Source organism: Streptomyces sp. NPDC056503, from assembly GCF_042794995.1.
Lineage (GTDB): Bacteria > Actinomycetota > Actinomycetes > Streptomycetales > Streptomycetaceae > Streptomyces.
This window is the reverse complement of record NZ_JBHTST010000036.1, coordinates 24,412-38,545: the sequence shown is the minus strand read 5'-3', so window position 1 is coordinate 38,545 and position 14,134 is coordinate 24,412. Positions and strand designations below refer to the sequence as shown.

Sequence of the window (14,134 nt, the reverse complement as noted above, 5' to 3'; positions counted from 1 at the left end):
TCCCATGCGCTACGACTCCCCGCTGGCGGCGGTCGGCAACACGCCGCTCGTCCGCCTCCCCCGGCTCTCGCCCTCGGACTCCGTCCGCATCTGGGCGAAGCTGGAGGACCGCAACCCGACCGGCTCGGTCAAGGACCGCCCCGCGCTCCACATGATCGAGCAGGCGGAGAAGGACGGCCGGCTCACCCCCGGCTGCACCATCCTGGAGCCGACCAGCGGCAACACCGGCATCTCGCTGGCCATGGCCGCCAAGCTCAAGGGCTACCGCATCGTCTGCGTCATGCCCGAGAACACCAGCGAGGAGCGCAGGCAGCTGCTCGCCATGTGGGGCGCGGAGATCATCTCGTCCCCCGCGGCGGGCGGCTCCAACACGGCGGTACGCGTCGCCAAGGAGCTCGCGGCCGAGAACCCGGCCTGGGTGATGCTGTACCAGTACGGCAACCCGCACAACGCGGGCGCCCACTACGCCACCACGGGCCCGGAGATCCTCGCGGACCTCCCGTCCATCACCCACTTCGTCGCCGGCCTCGGCACGACGGGAACCCTGATGGGCGTCGGCCGCTACCTCCGCGAGCACAAGCCCGACGTGAGGATCGTCGCCGCCGAGCCGCGCTACGACGACCTCGTCTACGGGCTCCGCAACCTCGACGAGGGCTTCGTCCCCGAGCTCTACGACGCCTCCGTCCTCACCACCCGCTTCTCCGTCGGCTCCGCCGACGCCGTCACCCGCACCCGCGAACTCCTCCAGCAGGAGGGCATCTTCGCGGGCGTCTCCACCGGCGCGGCCCTCCACGCGGCCATCGGCGTCGGCAACAAGGCCCTGAAGGCCGGCGAGACGGCGGACATCGCCTTCGTCGTGGCCGACGGCGGCTGGAAGTACCTCTCGACGGGCCTCTACACGGCCAAGACGACGGAAGAGGCGATCGAGGCGGTCCAGGGCCAGCTCTGGGCCTAGGCCGACACCCCTCGCCCCGCTAGCGCGCGAGATGGCGGACCTGGTCCCACACGACCGGGTCCGCCTCTCCGACCCACCGCCGGAACCCGCCGAGCGCCACGTCCCGCAACTCGTCGGTCTCCAGGAAACTGGCCCGGCCCCGAGCGTCACCCACCGCCCCCGGCGGCAGCGCGATGACCCCGGGCCGCTCGTCGTGGTACTTGCTGGTGATCTTCGCGACCAGCGCGTTCTCCCCGCGTACCGACAGCACCAGACACGGCCGGTCCTTGGACCCGGGCCCGTCCTCGTACGGCACCTCGGCCCACCAGATCTCGCCGGCCCGCGGCACCCGCGCACCCGGCACCCGCACACCCGGCTTCCGCGCACCCGGCTTCCGCGCGGACGGCCGGGCTGGCGGGCGGGTCCGTCCCGGCGGCCGGGTCCGGGTCGACGAGCGCGTCCGCGTCCGGCCCCCGGCCACCGCCACCACCAGCGCGATCACCACGACCGCGACCAGCGCGGGCCACCACGACGTGTCCATACCCCATGACGTTACCGGCGCGGCCCGCACCGCGCCGCCGCGCCCCGCCGTCCATCCGAACCGGTGACAGAGCCCGTGAGTTCGCCCACAACGGGCCGCCACGAAGGAGCGACGGGCCCCCGTGCGCCTTACGCTCGTCTGACCGCACGGCCTCCCCCTCCCCTTTGCGTGCCTGACCGCACCCGTACACGGAGGTTCACGCTCCTATGAAGCTCACCGTCGTCGGCTGCTCCGGGTCGTTCCCGTCCGCGGAATCGGCCTGTTCGAGCTACCTCGTCGAGGCCGACGGCTTCCGGCTGCTCCTCGACATGGGCAACGGCGCCCTCGGCGAGCTGCAGCGCCACATCGGCCTGTACGACCTGGACGCGATCTTCCTCAGCCATCTCCACGCGGACCACTGCATCGACATGTGCGGCTACTTCGTCGCCCGCTACTACCGGCACGAGGGCGGCCGCTGCGACGCCCTCCCGGTGTACGCCCCCGAGGGCGCCGAGCAGCGCCTGACCACGGCGTACGCCGACACCCCCTCGCCGACCTCGATGAGCGAGGTCTTCGACTTCCGCACCCTGTCGACCGGCACCTTCGAGCTGGGCCCCTTCACCATCCGCACCGAGAAGGTGTGCCACCCGGTGGAGGCGTACGGCATCCGGGTCGAGCACGGCGGGCGCTCCCTCGCGTACTCCGGCGACACCGGCGTCTGCGACGCCCTGCACTCCCTCGCCGACGGCGTGGACCTCTTCCTCTGCGAGGCCTCCTTCACCCACGGCAAGGAGGACATCCCCGAGCTCCACCTCAACGGCCGCGAGGCCGGCGCCCACGCGACCCGCGCCGACGTCGGCCGTCTCGTCCTCACCCACATCCCCCCGTGGACCGACGGCGAGCGCAACCTCGCCGACGCCCGCGAGGTCTACGACGGCCCGGCGGAACTGGCGAAGGCGGGCGCGGTCTACGAGGTCTGAGCCTCCTCCGTACGAGGACGGACGAGGTCTGAGCCTCCTCCGTACGAGGACGTACGAAAAAGGGAGACCCCCGAGCCGTGCGGCTCGGGGGTCTCCCTTCGTGCGGGGAGGGCTCACGCCTTGGTGAGGTCCTCGACCTCCTCCTCGGGCTCACGGCCCGGGGTGGGGAGGTTGAACTTGGTGATCGCGAAGCGGAACAGCACGTAGTAGATGCCCGCGAAGACGAGGCCGATCGGGATGATCATCCACGGCTTGGTCGCGAGGCTCCAGTTCAGCAGGTAGTCGATGCCGCCGGCGGAGAAGGTGAAGCCGGCGTGGACACCGAACGCCCAGGTGACGGCCATCGAGATCGCCGTGAGGACCGCGTGGATCGCGTACAGGACCGGCGCGATGAACATGAAGGTGAACTCGATCGGCTCGGTGATACCGGTGACGAAGGAGGTCAGCGCGAGCGAGAGCATCATGCCCATGACGGCCTTGCGGCGCTCCGGGCGGGCGGCGTGCGCGATGGCGATCGCGGCGGCCGGGAGGCCGAACATCATGATCGGGAAGAAGCCCGACATGAAGATTCCGGCGCTCGGGTCACCGGCGAAGAAGCGGTTGAGGTCACCGTGGACGACCTCGCCGGCGGCGTTGGTGAAGTCACCGATCTGGAACCAGGAGACGGTGTTCACGAACTGGTGCATGCCGACCGGGATCAGCGCGCGGTTGATGAGACCGAAGAGGCCGGCGCCACCGGCACCGAGGCCGGTCATCCACTCGCCGAAGCTGGAGATGCCGTTGCCGATGGGCTCCCAGACCAGACCGAAGACCACGCCGACGGCGGTGCCGACGAAGGCCATGATGATCGGGACGAGACGGCGGCCGTTGAAGAAGCCGAGCCAGTCGACCAGCTTGGTGCGGTGGAACTTCTGCCACAGCACCGCGGAGAGCAGACCCATCAGGATGCCGCCGAGGACGCCGGGGTTGTTGTACGTCGCGGCGACGTCCACACCCTTGTTGGCGGTCGTGTTGATCACGGCCTCGGTGACGGGGAAGGCCTTCAGCACGTTGCTGTAGACCAGGAAGCCGACGAGGGCGGCGAGAGCGGTGGAGCCGTCCGCCTTCTTGGCGAAGCCGATGGCGACACCGATACAGAAGAGCAGGGGCAGGTTGTCGAAGACCGCGCCACCGGCGGTGGCGAAGACCGAGGCAACCTTGTCCCAGCCGAGGCCGTCCTTGCCGAAGACGTCGGCCTGGCCGAGACGGAGCAGAATACCCGCGGCCGGCAGCACGGCGATCGGCAGCTGCAGGCTGCGACCGACCTTCTGCAGGCCCTGGAACAGGCCGGATCCGCGCTTCTTGGCGGGAGCGGCGGCCTGGGCGGTGGCCGTACTCATCAACTTCCTCCAGTAGGCAAGGCGCCGCCAGAGGACAGTGATACGGGGGGACGGCGGCGTCTCGTGGAACGCGGTGGTCTGGACCGCGTGGTCTACACCAATGAGTGGTGTAGACCAGTTGTAGCACGTGAGACTTAGATAAGGAACCTTCGAATTTTGGGCGCGGGGGCATAGTGATGAAGGCGTGACAAAAGGCCCCCGGACCAGGAGGTCCAGGGGCCTTTCCGCACTCCCGCCGAGGGGTTCGAAAGCCCCGGAACGGTCGGACTCGACCGGGTGGCCGCGGCGCCGCGTGACGCCGTCGGATCACCTCACTTGACGTTGTCGCGCTCCATCTCCTCGCCCACCTCGTCCGGCTCGCGCCCGGGGGTCTGGAGGTCGAACTTGGTGATCGCGAACCGGAAGATCACGTAGTACACGATCGCGAAGGCGAGACCGATCGGAATGATCAGCCACGGCTTCGTGGCCAGGTTCCAGTTGATCACGTAGTCGATCAGACCCGCCGAGAAGCTGAAGCCGTCCTTCACCCCGAGCGCCCAGGTCACCGCCATGGAGACACCGGTCAGCACCGCGTGGACCGCGTACAGCAGTGGCGCGATGAAGAGGAACGAGTACTCCAGCGGCTCCGTGATGCCGGTGACGAACGAGGTCAGCGCCACCGACAGCATCAGACCGCCGACCTCCTTGCGCCGGTGGGGCTTCGCGCAGTGGGTGATCGCCAGCGCCGCCGCGGGCAGCGCGAACATCATGATCGGGAAGAAGCCCGTCAGGAACTGGCCGGCGTTCGGGTCGCCCGCCAGGAACATCGGGATGTCACCGTGGACCACCGTGCCGTCCGGCTTCTCGTACGTGCCGAACTGGAACCAGATGGGCACGTTCAGGAACTGGTGCAGGCCGATGACGAGCAGCGCCCGGTTCGCCACGCCGAAGATGCCCGCACCCCATTCGTCGAGCCCGACCAGCCAGTCGCTGAAGCTCTCCAGGGCGTCACCGATCGGCGGCCAGATCCACAGGCAGATCGCGGCGAAGGCGATCGCCACGAACGTCATGATGATCGGGACGAGGCGGCGGCCGTTGAAGAAGCCCAGCCAGTCGACCAGCTTCGTCCGGTGGTACCGCTGCCACAGGTACGCGGTGAGCAGACCCATGACGATGCCGCCGAAGACGCCCGGGTTCTGGTACGTGTAGCCCGCGAAGGAGTCGTCGACGCCGAGGCAGCCGCCACCGATGTCCTTCGTGCCCTCGGGGCAGTCCTTCGGGAACTGGCGCAGCACCGTGTAGTAGACGAGGAAGCCGACGACCGCCGCCAGCGCGGTCGAACCGTCCGACTTCTTCGCCATGCCGATCGCGACACCGATGCAGAACAGCAGCGGCAGGCCGAGGCTGCCGTCGAGCAGCGCGCCTCCCGCGCCGGCCATCACCTTGGCGACGTTGTCCCAGCCGAGGCCGTCGGCCCCGAAGACGTCCGGCTGACCGAGCCGGTTGATGATGCCCGCGGCCGGCAGTACGGCGATGGGGAGCTGAAGGCTGCGCCCCATCTTCTGTAGACCCTGGAAGAGATTGCCCCACAGGGACTTCTGCGGCCGCGCCGCGGCGCTGTCCGTACTCATCGGCGACCTCCCTGCCCCGGAACGCCCCGGGGTCGCGTCTCGTTGCACACTGGTGTAGACCACTTGCGGTAGGCTCCGGGAGCCCACTGAGGACAGGCCGCCGGTGATCGTCATCATTCGGCAGAACGGCGGCACTCGCTCGCGAAGTTGGGCCAACCGTGGGTTAACGTGACCAAGCGGACCGTCGGTGCGCCGAGATTCGCGTGTCCCGCGAACAGAACGGACAGGGAGAGACACATGGCCAGCAAGGCTGAGAAGATCGTCGCCGGGCTCGGCGGCATCGACAACATCGAAGAGGTCGAGGGCTGCATCACGCGCCTGCGCACCGAGGTCGCCGACGCCAGCCTCGTCGACGACGCCGCCCTCAAGGCCGCCGGCGCGCACGGCGTCGTGAAGATGGGCACCGCCATCCAGGTCGTCATCGGCACCGACGCGGACCCGATCGCCGCCGAGATCGAAGACATGATGTGAGCAGCTGACACCAGCTGACGAGGGCCCGTTCCGGCAGGGGAACGGGCCCTCGTGCGTACCCGGAGACGGACCGGTCCGCGACGCGGGAACGGCTAGGCTCGTCCCATGTCTCGCATCGACGGCCGTACCCCCGAACAGCTCCGCCCCGTCACCATCGAACGCGGCTGGAGCAAGCACGCCGAGGGCTCCGTCCTCATCTCCTTCGGCGACACCAAGGTCTTCTGCACCGCCTCCGTCACCGAGGGCGTCCCCCGCTGGCGCAAGGGCAGCGGCGAGGGCTGGGTCACCGGCGAGTACTCCATGCTCCCCCGCTCCACCAACACCCGAGGCGACCGCGAGTCCGTCCGCGGCAAGATCGGCGGCCGCACCCACGAGATCTCCCGCCTCATCGGCCGCTCGCTCCGCGCCGTCATCGACTACAAGGCGCTCGGCGAGAACACCATCGTCCTCGACTGCGACGTCCTCCAGGCCGACGGCGGCACCCGCACCGCCGCCATCACCGGCGCGTACGTCGCCCTCGCCGACGCCGTCGCCTGGGCGCAGGGCAAGAAGCTGGTCAAGGCCGGCCGCAAGCCGCTCACCAGCACGGTCTCCGCCGTCTCCGTCGGCATCGTCGGCGGCGTGCCGCTCCTCGACCTCTGTTACGAGGAGGACGTCCGCGCCGACACCGACATGAACGTCGTCTGCACCGGCGACGGCCGCTTCGTCGAGGTCCAGGGCACCGCCGAGGCCGAGCCCTTCGACCGCTCCGAGCTCAACGCCCTCCTCGACCTGGCCGCCGCCGGCTGCGCCGACCTGGCCGACCTCCAGCGCAAGGCGCTCGACGCCACCCTCTGAACACCCACCCCCTAGGGGTCGGCTCGGGGAAAACCCTGAGCAACTGGCCTCCCCAGGGCTGCGTCCTTTACGGAAAGGGGCGCACGGCCGTACCGTGCGCCCCGTTGATCCATACGCAACCCGGGGAGGACCCGAAAGTGAAGCGCCGTCGTACCGTCAGTCTCGCCGTCGCCACGGCGGCCGCGCTGACCACCCTCGCCCTGACCGGCTGCGGAGCCCTCGACAAGGCGATGGACTGTGTGAAGACCGCCGACGCCATAGCCACCTCGGTGAGCAACCTCCAGCAGGCCGTCTCCAACGCCTCCAACGACGTCACGCAGATCGAGGAGTCCCTGAACTCCATCTCCACGGAGCTGGGCAACCTCAAGAACACGACGGACAACGCCGACCTGTCGAAGGCGGTCGACGACCTCACCAAGGGCGTCGACACGGTCCGCGGCGCGGTCAAGAACGGCGACACCACCCCCGACATCACGCCCATCACCGACGCGGCCACCGAGATCGGCAAGGTCTGCACCCCGGGATAATCGGGGGCATGACCCGACAGCGCCTGATCCTCGCCACCCGCAACGCGGGCAAGATCACCGAACTCCACGCGATCCTCGCCGACGCGGGCCTCGACCTCGAACTCGTCGGCGCGGACGCGTACCCCGAGATCCCCGACGTCCGGGAGACGGGCGTCACCTTCGCGGAGAACGCCCTGCTCAAGGCCCACGCCCTGGCCCAGGCGACGGGCCTCCCGGCGGTCGCCGACGACTCCGGCCTCTGCGTGGACGTCCTGAACGGCGCCCCCGGCATCTTCTCCGCCCGCTGGGCCGGCACCCACGGCGACGACAAGGCCAACCTGAACCTGCTCCTGGCCCAGCTCGGCGACATCGCCGACGAGCACCGCGCCGCCCACTTCGCCTGCGCGGCCGCCCTGGCCCTCCCCGACGGCACGGAACGCGTGGTGGAAGGCCGCATGGAAGGCACCCTCCGCCACGAGCCCGCGGGCACCAACGGCTTCGGCTACGACCCCATCCTCCAGCCGGCCGGCCACGAGGTCACCTGCGCGGAGCTCACCCCGGCGGAGAAGAACGCCATCAGCCACCGGGGCAAGGCCTTCCGCGCCCTCGCCCCGGTGGTCCGGGAACTGCTGGGCTGAGGGCGGCGAGAAGGGCGCTCCGCCCGGTGGCGGAGCGCCCTTCGTCGTGCGGCCGATGGGATTCGAACCCACATGGGCGAAACGCCCAGAGGCACCTAAAACCTCCGCTTATACCATTCAGCAACGGCCGCTCGCCCCGCCATGCTACCGGTGACGTCCTGTCCGCCTAAGAGGTACGACGCTTCCCGCCCCGACCCAGGTGTCGGTGACCGCAGGGCGGTTGGGGCACGACGAGCGGGGGTTCCCGCGCCGGTCGTCGCCCCGGTCCCGGACGGGCCCGCGCCCGACGGCGGGGGTGCGGGTCCGTCGGGGACGGGACGGCTCAGATGCCCAGGTCGCGCGGGTCCGGGACGGCTCAGATGCCCAGGTCGCGGATGATCTTGGCTACGTGACCGGTGGCCTTGACGTTGTAGAAGGCGTGCTCGATCTTGCCCTCCTCGTCGACGACGACCGTGGAGCGGATGACGCCCGTGACGACCTTGCCGTAGAGCTTCTTCTCGCCGAAGGCGCCATAGGACTCCAGGACCTCCTTGGACGGGTCGCCGACCAGGGTGACCTTGAGGTTCTCCTTCTCGCGGAACTTCGCGAGCTTCTCCGGCTTGTCGGGGGAGACGCCGATGACGTCGTAGCCGGCGGCGGCCAGCACGTCGAGGTTGTCGGTGAAGTCGCAGGCCTGCTTGGTGCAGCCGGGGGTGAGGGCGGCCGGGTAGAAGTAGACGATGACCTTGCGGCCCTTGTGGTCCGCGAGGGAGACCTCGTTGCCGTCCGCGTCGGGCAGGGTGAAGGCGGGGGCGGTGTCGCCGGGCTGCAGTCGCTCGCTCATGGCTCGCTCTCCTCGGGGGGTGTGCGCTGACGTCATGAGCCTAATGGGGGTCGGGGACGGCCTCCCGGTGGCGGAACTGACAGACTGTCCACCAACGACCAGAACACGACTACGGAGGCAGCGCGGTGTCGGACGCCAGGACCCCTGCGCAGATCGAGGCGGACATCGTCCGCCGGCGCGACCAGCTCGCCGTCACGCTCGACGAGATCGGCATTCGGATGCATCCGAAGACGATCATCGGAGACGCCAAGGCCAGGGTCGCCTCGACTGTGGACGAGACCGCCGGGCGGGCGTTCGTCGCCGTGAACCGTGTCGTCTCCGACGTGAAGGCACGTTTCGTCGACGAGGAGGGCGCTCCGCGCCTGGAGCGGGTGGTCCCGGCCGCGATCGTCGCCGTCGCCGTCGTCGGGCTGCTGCTGAGCTCGTCCCGGAAGCGCAAGGGCTGAGCCGGGGCCGGTAGGTTCGTTCCCGTGAGCGAGAACACCCACGACAAGCTGCCCATCCGGATGCTCCACGACCGGGTCCTGGTCCGCACCGACTCCCCGGAGGGGGAGCGGCGCTCCGGCGGCGGGATCCTGATCCCGGCGACCGCCGCGGTCGGCCGCCGTCTGGCCTGGGCCGAGGTGGTCGCGGTCGGGCAGAACGTCCGGACCGTCGAGATCGGCGACCGCGTGCTGTACGACCCCGAGGACCGCGCCGAGGTGGAGGTGCGGGGCGTGGCCTACGTACTGATGCGGGAGCGGGATCTGCACGCCGTGGCGGCGGACCGGTTCCAGAGCTCGGACTCGACCGGGCTGTACCTGTAGAGCGTGTGCGAAGGCCCTGGTGACCGGTGTCACCAGGGCCTTCGCCTCTTCCTTGCTAGGCTGGGGGGACCCCGACGAGACGCGCCGTACCGGGTCATCCGAAAAGACGACGCACCTTTCCCGTTCCGTCTCGCGGAGGTGTCTCGTCATGGCCTGGGTTCTTCTGATCGTCGCCGGTCTGCTCGAAGTCGGCTGGTCGATCGGGATGAAGTACACCGAGGGTTTCACCCGTCTCTGGCCCAGCGTCTTCACCGCGGCCGGGATCGTCGCCTCGATGGTGCTGCTGTCGCAGGCCGCGAAGACCCTCCCCATCGGTACCGCCTACGGCGTCTGGGTCGGCATCGGCGCGGCCGGTGCGGCGGTGCTCGGCATGGTGGTGCTGGGTGAGCCGGCGACCGCCGCCCGGATCTTCTTCGTCGTGCTGCTGCTCGTCGCCGTCGTCGGCCTGAAGGCGACCTCGGGGCACTAGGCCGTCAGTGGGCGGGGCGTTTGCCGCCCGGGCGTTTCGCCGGTCCCGGGCCCGCCTCGCCCGTCTCGTACCCCTCCTCCCCGGCCTCCTCCAGCCCGTCCGGTGTCGGCGGTACGTCGGGGAGTTCCGCGCCCGGCATCAGGCGCAGGTCGAAGTCGCGTACGGGGGTGCGCGCCAGGGCCTCGCGGGTGAAGCGGGCCCAGATCTCGGCCGGGGGGCCGCCGCCGTTGACGCGGGGGAGGCTGAGGGCGCCGTACAGCGGTTCGTGGGCGCCGGACTCGGGGTCCTGGCCCATCAGGGCGACGACGGTGGCGAGTTCGGGGGTGTAGCCGGCGAACCAGGCCGCCTTGTCGTCCTCCGCCGTGCCGGTCTTGCCGGCCGCGGGGCGCCCCGCGGCCTGCGCGGCCGTGCCCGTACCGGTCTCGACGACGCCGCGCAGCACGGCGGTGGTGGTGTCGGCGGCCTCGCGGCCGACGGCCTGCCGGGGCTCGGCGGACGGCAGGGGCAGCGGCTCCCCGTCGCGGGAGAGGGCGGCGACCAGGGTGTGGTCCTCGCGCCTGCCGTGCGCGGCGAGGGTCGCGTACGCCTGGGCCATGTCGAGGACGCTGGCGGTGGCCGGGCCGAGCGCGATGGAGGGGGAGGCGGTGAGGTCGGGGGTGGCGGCCGGCAGTCCGAGGGCGACGGCGGTGCGGCGTACGTGCGCGGGGCCGACGTCGACGGCCATCTGGGCGTAGACGGCGTTCACGGAGAGGTCGGTGGCGGCGCTGACGGGGATCTCCCCGTAGCTCTCGCCGTCCTCGTTGGCGGGGTCGTAGGGCGTGCCGGACCAGCCTTCGACGGGCCGCCGGTCGGTGCCGTCGTAGAGGGTGTACGGGGTGATGGGCTCGCCGTACTGGGTCTGGGCGCCGCTCTGCACGGCGGCGGTGAAGACGAAGGGCTTGAAGGTGGAGCCGACCTGGTAGTCGCGGCGGGTGGCGTTGTTGACGTACTGCTCGGTGTAGTCGACGCCGCCGTAGAGGGCGACGACGCGGCCGGTGTCGGGTTCGACGGCGGCGGCCCCGGCCCGTACGTACCGGTCGGCGGGGTTCGCGGCCGGGTCGAGGCGGTGGGTGACGCGGTCCTCGACGGCACGGACGAGCGCGGCCTGGCGGTCGGGGTCGAGGGTGGTGACGATCCGGAAGCCGCCGCCGGCGAGGGTCTTCTCGTCGACGATCCCGCGGCCGGTGAGGTACTCCTCGACGGCCTGCACGAGGTAGCCGCGCTGGCCGGAGAGGCCGGTGGAGGGGCGGGCGGTCTGCGGGTCGGGGAAGCGGAGGGCGGCGCGTTCGCCGGGGGCGAGCCAGCCTTCCTTGACCATGCCGTCGAGGACGTACCCCCAGCGGGCGAGGACGGCGGGGCGGTTCTCGGGGTGGGTGGTGACGTCGTAGGCGCTGGGGGCCTTCAGGAGGGCGGCGAGGTAGGCGCCCTCGGCGGTGCCGAGGCGTTCGACGTCCTTGCCGTAGTAGGCGTGGGCGGCGGCCTGGACGCCGTAGGCGTTGCGGCCGAAGTAGCTGGTGTTGAGGTAGCCCTGGAGGATCTCGTCCTTGGTCTTCTCGCGCTCCAGCTTGATCGCGATGAAGAACTCCTTGGCCTTGCGGGTGAGGGTCTGTTCCTGGCCCAGGTAGTAGTTCTTGACGTACTGCTGGGTGATGGTGGAGCCGGACTGGCGGCCCTTGCCGGTGACGGTGTTCCAGGCGGCGCGGACCATCGCCTTGGGGTCGACGGCGCGGGAGGTGTGGAAGTCGCGGTCCTCGGCGGCGAGGACGGCCTGCCGGACGGTGAGCGGGATCCGGTCGAGGCGGACGTTCTCGCGGTTGACCTCGCCGTCGCGGGCGAGGACGGTGCCGTCGCGGTAGAGGTACAGGTTGGACTGGGCGACGGCGGTGGCGTTGGCGGCCGGGATGGACACCAGCAGGTATCCGGCGACGAAGGCCCCGGCGACGAGGAGCGCGCCGAGCAGGAGCAGCCAGGCGGTGGCGCGCAGGAGGCGGCGGGGGAGCGAGGCCCGGGGCCGGGCGCCCGCGCGCGGCGAGGGGAGGGTGGGGTCCCTCGGTGCCCAGCCCGGATCGTCCGGTGGTGGCGCGGCGGGCGAGGCGGAACGTACAGAAGGGGACATGGCATCACATAGTGCACATAAAGCGGGCGAAACTCTCGAAGGTGAGGGGTGGGCGAGGGGAATCGGCCGGGAAATCCGCTCGCGACGCGGTGTCGGGGACCACTAGGGTCGTGCGCTTCGTCCGTTTTCCGCACACCCTTCGAAGGGACGCTCCATGCTGCGGCTGTACGCGACCGTGGCCGCGGGTGGCTTCCGGCGCCACGCCACCTATCGGGTGGCCACGCTGGCAGGCCTCTTCACCAACACGGTCTTCGGTTTCGTCCTCTCGTACACCTACATCGCCCTGTGGGCCGAACGGCCCACGCTCGGCGGCTACTCCATGGCCGACGCCCTCGCCTACGTCTGGATCGGCCAGGCCCTCATCACCGTCTGCGGCATGATGGGCGGCGGCTTCGAGGACGAGCTGATCGAACGGATCAGGACCGGCGACATCGCCGTCGACCTCTACCGCCCCGTCGACCTCCAGGGCTGGTGGTGCGCGACCAACGCGGGCCGCTCCGCCTACCAGTTGCTCGGCCGCGGCGCCGTCCCCCTCCTGATCGGCGCGCTCGCCTTCGGCTTCACCCTTCCGGACGGTCCGGCCGGCTGGGCCGCCTTCCTGCTCGCGGTGGCGCTCGGCTCGCTCGTCTCGTTCGCGCTCTGGTACCTCGTCGCGATGAGCGCGTTCTGGCTGCTCGACGGCCAGGGCGTGGTCCAGGTGGCCTGGCTGGGCGGCCTCTTCTTCTCCGGGATGCTGCTCCCGCTGACCGTCTTCCCCGGCGCCCTCGGGGAGGTGGCCCGCGCGCTGCCGTGGGCGGCCCTGCTCCAGGTGCCGGCGGACGTCTACCTCGGCCGGTACGGGGACGGCTCGGGCCTCGCCCGGGCGTACGGCTTCCAGCTCGGCTGGCTCGCGGTGCTGCTGGCGGCGGGTCGGGCGGCACAGGCCGCGGCCACGCGGAAGGTGGTGGTGCAGGGTGGCTGAGCTGCCGCGCACACGAGAGCCGTCCGAGACGGGCGCCGACGAGGCCGGTACCGGGGACGCGCACGGCACGGGCACGGGCGAGGCCCGTACCGGGGAGGCGTACGGCACAGGCGCCGGCGACGGCCGTACCGAGGACGCGCACCGCGCCGGTCCGGGAGACGTCCGCGCCGAGGACGCGCACCGCACCGGCCTCGGCGAGGCCCGTACCGAGGACGCCCACCGCGTCGGCCCCGTCGACGCCCTGCGTACGTACCGGATGGTCGCCGCCATGTGGATCCGCTCCACGATGGCGTACCGCGCCTCCTTCGCCCTGACCCTCGTGACGTCCTTCTGCGTCACCTTCTTCGACTTCGTCGTGATCCTGCTGATGTTCGGGCAGGTCGAGGGGCTCGGCGGCTTCTCCTTCGCCGAGGTCGCCTTCCTGTACGGCACCGCCGGCACCGCCTTCGGGCTCGCCGACCTGACGCTGGGCTCGCTCCAGCGGATGGGGCGCCGGATCAGGGACGGCTCGCTCGACGTGTTCCTGCTGCGGCCGGCGCCGCTGCTCGCGCAGGTCGCGGCGGACAAGTTCGCCCTGCGGCGGCTCGGCCGGGTGCTCCAGGGGCTGATGGTCCTGGTGTGGAGCCTGGTGCTGCTGCGCGACGAGGTGGCGTGGTCGTGGGGGAAGGCCCTGATGGTGCCGGGGATGCTCGTCTGCGGCGCGGTGATCTTCATGGCGGTGATGGTGCTGGGCGCGTCGGCGCTCTTCTGGCTCCAGGACGCCGCCGAGGTCACCAACTCGTTCACGTACGGCGGGAACACGCTGCTCCAGTACCCGCCGACGGTCTTCGCGCAGGACCTGGTGAAGGGCGTGGTGTTCGTGATCCCGCTCGCCTTCGTGAACTGGCTCCCCGCCCTGTACGTCCTCGGGCACCCCGCCCCGGCCGGGGTCCCGTCCTGGGCGGCCTTCGTCTCCCCGCTCGTCGCCCTGGTCTGCTGCGCGGTCGCGGGCCTGGCGTGGCGGGCGGGCGTCCGCTCGTACCGATCGACAGGAAGCTGAGAGCAC

Annotated in this window: 16 protein-coding genes, 1 tRNA gene and 1 riboswitch; of the genes, 11 read left to right on the top strand and 6 right to left on the bottom strand. The window is 70.8% G+C overall.

The genetic code is table 11. The features are described from left to right. The first annotated feature begins 4 nt into the window (after nt 1-4). The gene (locus ACFQ8C_RS13840; RefSeq protein WP_383456128.1) at nt 5-955 is read left to right on the top strand and encodes a PLP-dependent cysteine synthase family protein; all 951 of its coding nucleotides are present in this window, start codon (nt 5-7) and stop codon (nt 953-955) included. A gap of 19 nt (nt 956-974) precedes the next feature. Here the strand turns inward: ACFQ8C_RS13840 and ACFQ8C_RS13835 are convergent, their stop codons facing one another. Further along, a complete protein-coding gene (locus ACFQ8C_RS13835; protein ID WP_383456126.1) occupies nt 975-1,475 on the bottom strand; it encodes a type II toxin-antitoxin system PemK/MazF family toxin in 501 nt (166 codons plus the stop codon). 206 nt (nt 1,476-1,681) lie between these two features. Between ACFQ8C_RS13835 and ACFQ8C_RS13830 the strand changes: the two genes are divergently transcribed. After that, a complete protein-coding gene (locus tag ACFQ8C_RS13830) occupies nt 1,682-2,434 on the top strand; it encodes an MBL fold metallo-hydrolase (protein ID WP_383456123.1) in 753 nt (250 codons plus the stop codon). A 113-nt stretch (nt 2,435-2,547) separates the two neighbouring features. On the opposite strand, the gene ACFQ8C_RS13825 is transcribed toward ACFQ8C_RS13830, so the two are convergent. Both ACFQ8C_RS13825 and ACFQ8C_RS13820 read right to left on the bottom strand, forming a co-directional pair. Next, entirely contained in the window at nt 2,548-3,813 is a 1,266-nt protein-coding gene (locus ACFQ8C_RS13825) for a PTS transporter subunit EIIC (protein ID WP_383456120.1), read from the bottom strand. Between the two features lie 311 nt (nt 3,814-4,124). Beyond that, complete coding sequence (locus ACFQ8C_RS13820; protein ID WP_383456117.1) at nt 4,125-5,423, bottom strand: PTS transporter subunit EIIC; 1,299 nt, start codon at nt 5,421-5,423, stop codon at nt 4,125-4,127. A gap of 237 nt (nt 5,424-5,660) precedes the next feature. On the opposite strand from ACFQ8C_RS13820, the gene ACFQ8C_RS13815 reads away from it, so the two are divergent. The 4 genes from ACFQ8C_RS13815 (at nt 5,661) to rdgB (ending at nt 7,875) form a co-directional block, all read left to right on the top strand. After that, nucleotides 5,661-5,894: a glucose PTS transporter subunit EIIB gene (locus ACFQ8C_RS13815; protein ID WP_030760915.1), complete on the top strand. Its 234-nt coding sequence runs from the start codon at nt 5,661-5,663 to the stop codon at nt 5,892-5,894. 105 nt (nt 5,895-5,999) lie between these two features. Beyond that, the gene (gene rph / locus ACFQ8C_RS13810) at nt 6,000-6,731 is read left to right on the top strand and encodes a ribonuclease PH (RefSeq protein WP_383456114.1); all 732 of its coding nucleotides are present in this window, start codon (nt 6,000-6,002) and stop codon (nt 6,729-6,731) included. A gap of 137 nt (nt 6,732-6,868) precedes the next feature. Next, on the top strand, nt 6,869-7,258 hold the full coding sequence (locus tag ACFQ8C_RS13805) for a hypothetical protein (RefSeq protein ID WP_383456111.1): 390 nt from the start codon (nt 6,869-6,871) through the stop codon (nt 7,256-7,258). Between the two features lie 8 nt (nt 7,259-7,266). Next, a complete protein-coding gene (gene rdgB, locus ACFQ8C_RS13800; protein ID WP_383456108.1) occupies nt 7,267-7,875 on the top strand; it encodes an RdgB/HAM1 family non-canonical purine NTP pyrophosphatase in 609 nt (202 codons plus the stop codon). A 47-nt stretch (nt 7,876-7,922) separates the two neighbouring features. Here rdgB and ACFQ8C_RS13795 read toward each other — a convergent pair. Continuing rightward, a tRNA-Leu gene (locus ACFQ8C_RS13795) sits at nt 7,923-8,006 on the bottom strand. A gap of 224 nt (nt 8,007-8,230) precedes the next feature. After that, nucleotides 8,231-8,698: a thioredoxin-dependent thiol peroxidase gene (gene bcp / locus ACFQ8C_RS13790; protein WP_360603447.1), complete on the bottom strand. Its 468-nt coding sequence runs from the start codon at nt 8,696-8,698 to the stop codon at nt 8,231-8,233. A gap of 125 nt (nt 8,699-8,823) precedes the next feature. On the opposite strand from bcp, the gene ACFQ8C_RS13785 reads away from it, so the two are divergent. The 3 genes from ACFQ8C_RS13785 to ACFQ8C_RS13775 all read left to right on the top strand — a co-directional run bounded on the left by ACFQ8C_RS13785 (nt 8,824) and on the right by ACFQ8C_RS13775 (nt 9,973). Beyond that, nucleotides 8,824-9,144: a DUF3618 domain-containing protein gene (locus ACFQ8C_RS13785; RefSeq protein WP_383456105.1), complete on the top strand. Its 321-nt coding sequence runs from the start codon at nt 8,824-8,826 to the stop codon at nt 9,142-9,144. 24 nt (nt 9,145-9,168) lie between these two features. Further along, nucleotides 9,169-9,504 carry a co-chaperone GroES gene (locus tag ACFQ8C_RS13780; RefSeq protein WP_031011657.1) on the top strand — a complete coding sequence of 112 codons (336 nt, stop codon included), beginning with the start codon at nt 9,169-9,171 and terminating at the stop codon, nt 9,502-9,504. Between the two features lie 43 nt (nt 9,505-9,547). Then, nucleotides 9,548-9,620: riboswitch (guanidine-III (ykkC-III) riboswitch) on the top strand. 32 nt (nt 9,621-9,652) lie between these two features. Further along, a complete protein-coding gene (locus ACFQ8C_RS13775; RefSeq protein ID WP_030497525.1) occupies nt 9,653-9,973 on the top strand; it encodes a multidrug efflux SMR transporter in 321 nt (106 codons plus the stop codon). Between the two features lie 4 nt (nt 9,974-9,977). Here ACFQ8C_RS13775 and ACFQ8C_RS13770 read toward each other — a convergent pair whose 3' ends face one another. After that, nucleotides 9,978-12,128 carry a transglycosylase domain-containing protein gene (locus ACFQ8C_RS13770; protein WP_383456102.1) on the bottom strand — a complete coding sequence of 717 codons (2,151 nt, stop codon included), beginning with the start codon at nt 12,126-12,128 and terminating at the stop codon, nt 9,978-9,980. A 157-nt stretch (nt 12,129-12,285) separates the two neighbouring features. Here ACFQ8C_RS13770 and ACFQ8C_RS13765 point away from each other — a divergent pair, with 157 nt between their 5' ends. Beyond that, on the top strand, nt 12,286-13,089 hold the full coding sequence (locus ACFQ8C_RS13765) for an ABC transporter permease (RefSeq protein ID WP_383456182.1): 804 nt from the start codon (nt 12,286-12,288) through the stop codon (nt 13,087-13,089). Nucleotides 13,090-13,345: 256 nt separating this feature from the next. Next, the gene (locus tag ACFQ8C_RS13760; RefSeq protein ID WP_383456179.1) at nt 13,346-14,128 is read left to right on the top strand and encodes an ABC transporter permease; all 783 of its coding nucleotides are present in this window, start codon (nt 13,346-13,348) and stop codon (nt 14,126-14,128) included. Nucleotides 14,129-14,134: the final 6 nt, after the last annotated feature.

What these genes read in the sequence shown, in the direction of transcription:
- ACFQ8C_RS13840 (WP_383456128.1), top strand. Translation starts at nt 5, where the DNA reads ATGCGCTACGACTCCCCGCTGGCGGCGGTCGGCAACACGCCGCTCGTC.
- ACFQ8C_RS13835 (WP_383456126.1), bottom strand. Translation starts at nt 1,475, where the DNA reads ATGGACACGTCGTGGTGGCCCGCGCTGGTCGCGGTCGTGGTGATCGCG.
- ACFQ8C_RS13830 (WP_383456123.1), top strand. Translation starts at nt 1,682, where the DNA reads ATGAAGCTCACCGTCGTCGGCTGCTCCGGGTCGTTCCCGTCCGCGGAA.
- ACFQ8C_RS13825 (WP_383456120.1), bottom strand. Translation starts at nt 3,813, where the DNA reads ATGAGTACGGCCACCGCCCAGGCCGCCGCTCCCGCCAAGAAGCGCGGA.
- ACFQ8C_RS13820 (WP_383456117.1), bottom strand. Translation starts at nt 5,423, where the DNA reads ATGAGTACGGACAGCGCCGCGGCGCGGCCGCAGAAGTCCCTGTGGGGC.
- ACFQ8C_RS13815 (WP_030760915.1), top strand. Translation starts at nt 5,661, where the DNA reads ATGGCCAGCAAGGCTGAGAAGATCGTCGCCGGGCTCGGCGGCATCGAC.
- rph (WP_383456114.1), top strand. Translation starts at nt 6,000, where the DNA reads ATGTCTCGCATCGACGGCCGTACCCCCGAACAGCTCCGCCCCGTCACC.
- rdgB (WP_383456108.1), top strand. Translation starts at nt 7,267, where the DNA reads ATGACCCGACAGCGCCTGATCCTCGCCACCCGCAACGCGGGCAAGATC.
- bcp (WP_360603447.1), bottom strand. Translation starts at nt 8,698, where the DNA reads ATGAGCGAGCGACTGCAGCCCGGCGACACCGCCCCCGCCTTCACCCTG.
- ACFQ8C_RS13775 (WP_030497525.1), top strand. Translation starts at nt 9,653, where the DNA reads ATGGCCTGGGTTCTTCTGATCGTCGCCGGTCTGCTCGAAGTCGGCTGG.
- ACFQ8C_RS13770 (WP_383456102.1), bottom strand. Translation starts at nt 12,128, where the DNA reads ATGTCCCCTTCTGTACGTTCCGCCTCGCCCGCCGCGCCACCACCGGAC.
- ACFQ8C_RS13760 (WP_383456179.1), top strand. Translation starts at nt 13,346, where the DNA reads ATGGTCGCCGCCATGTGGATCCGCTCCACGATGGCGTACCGCGCCTCC.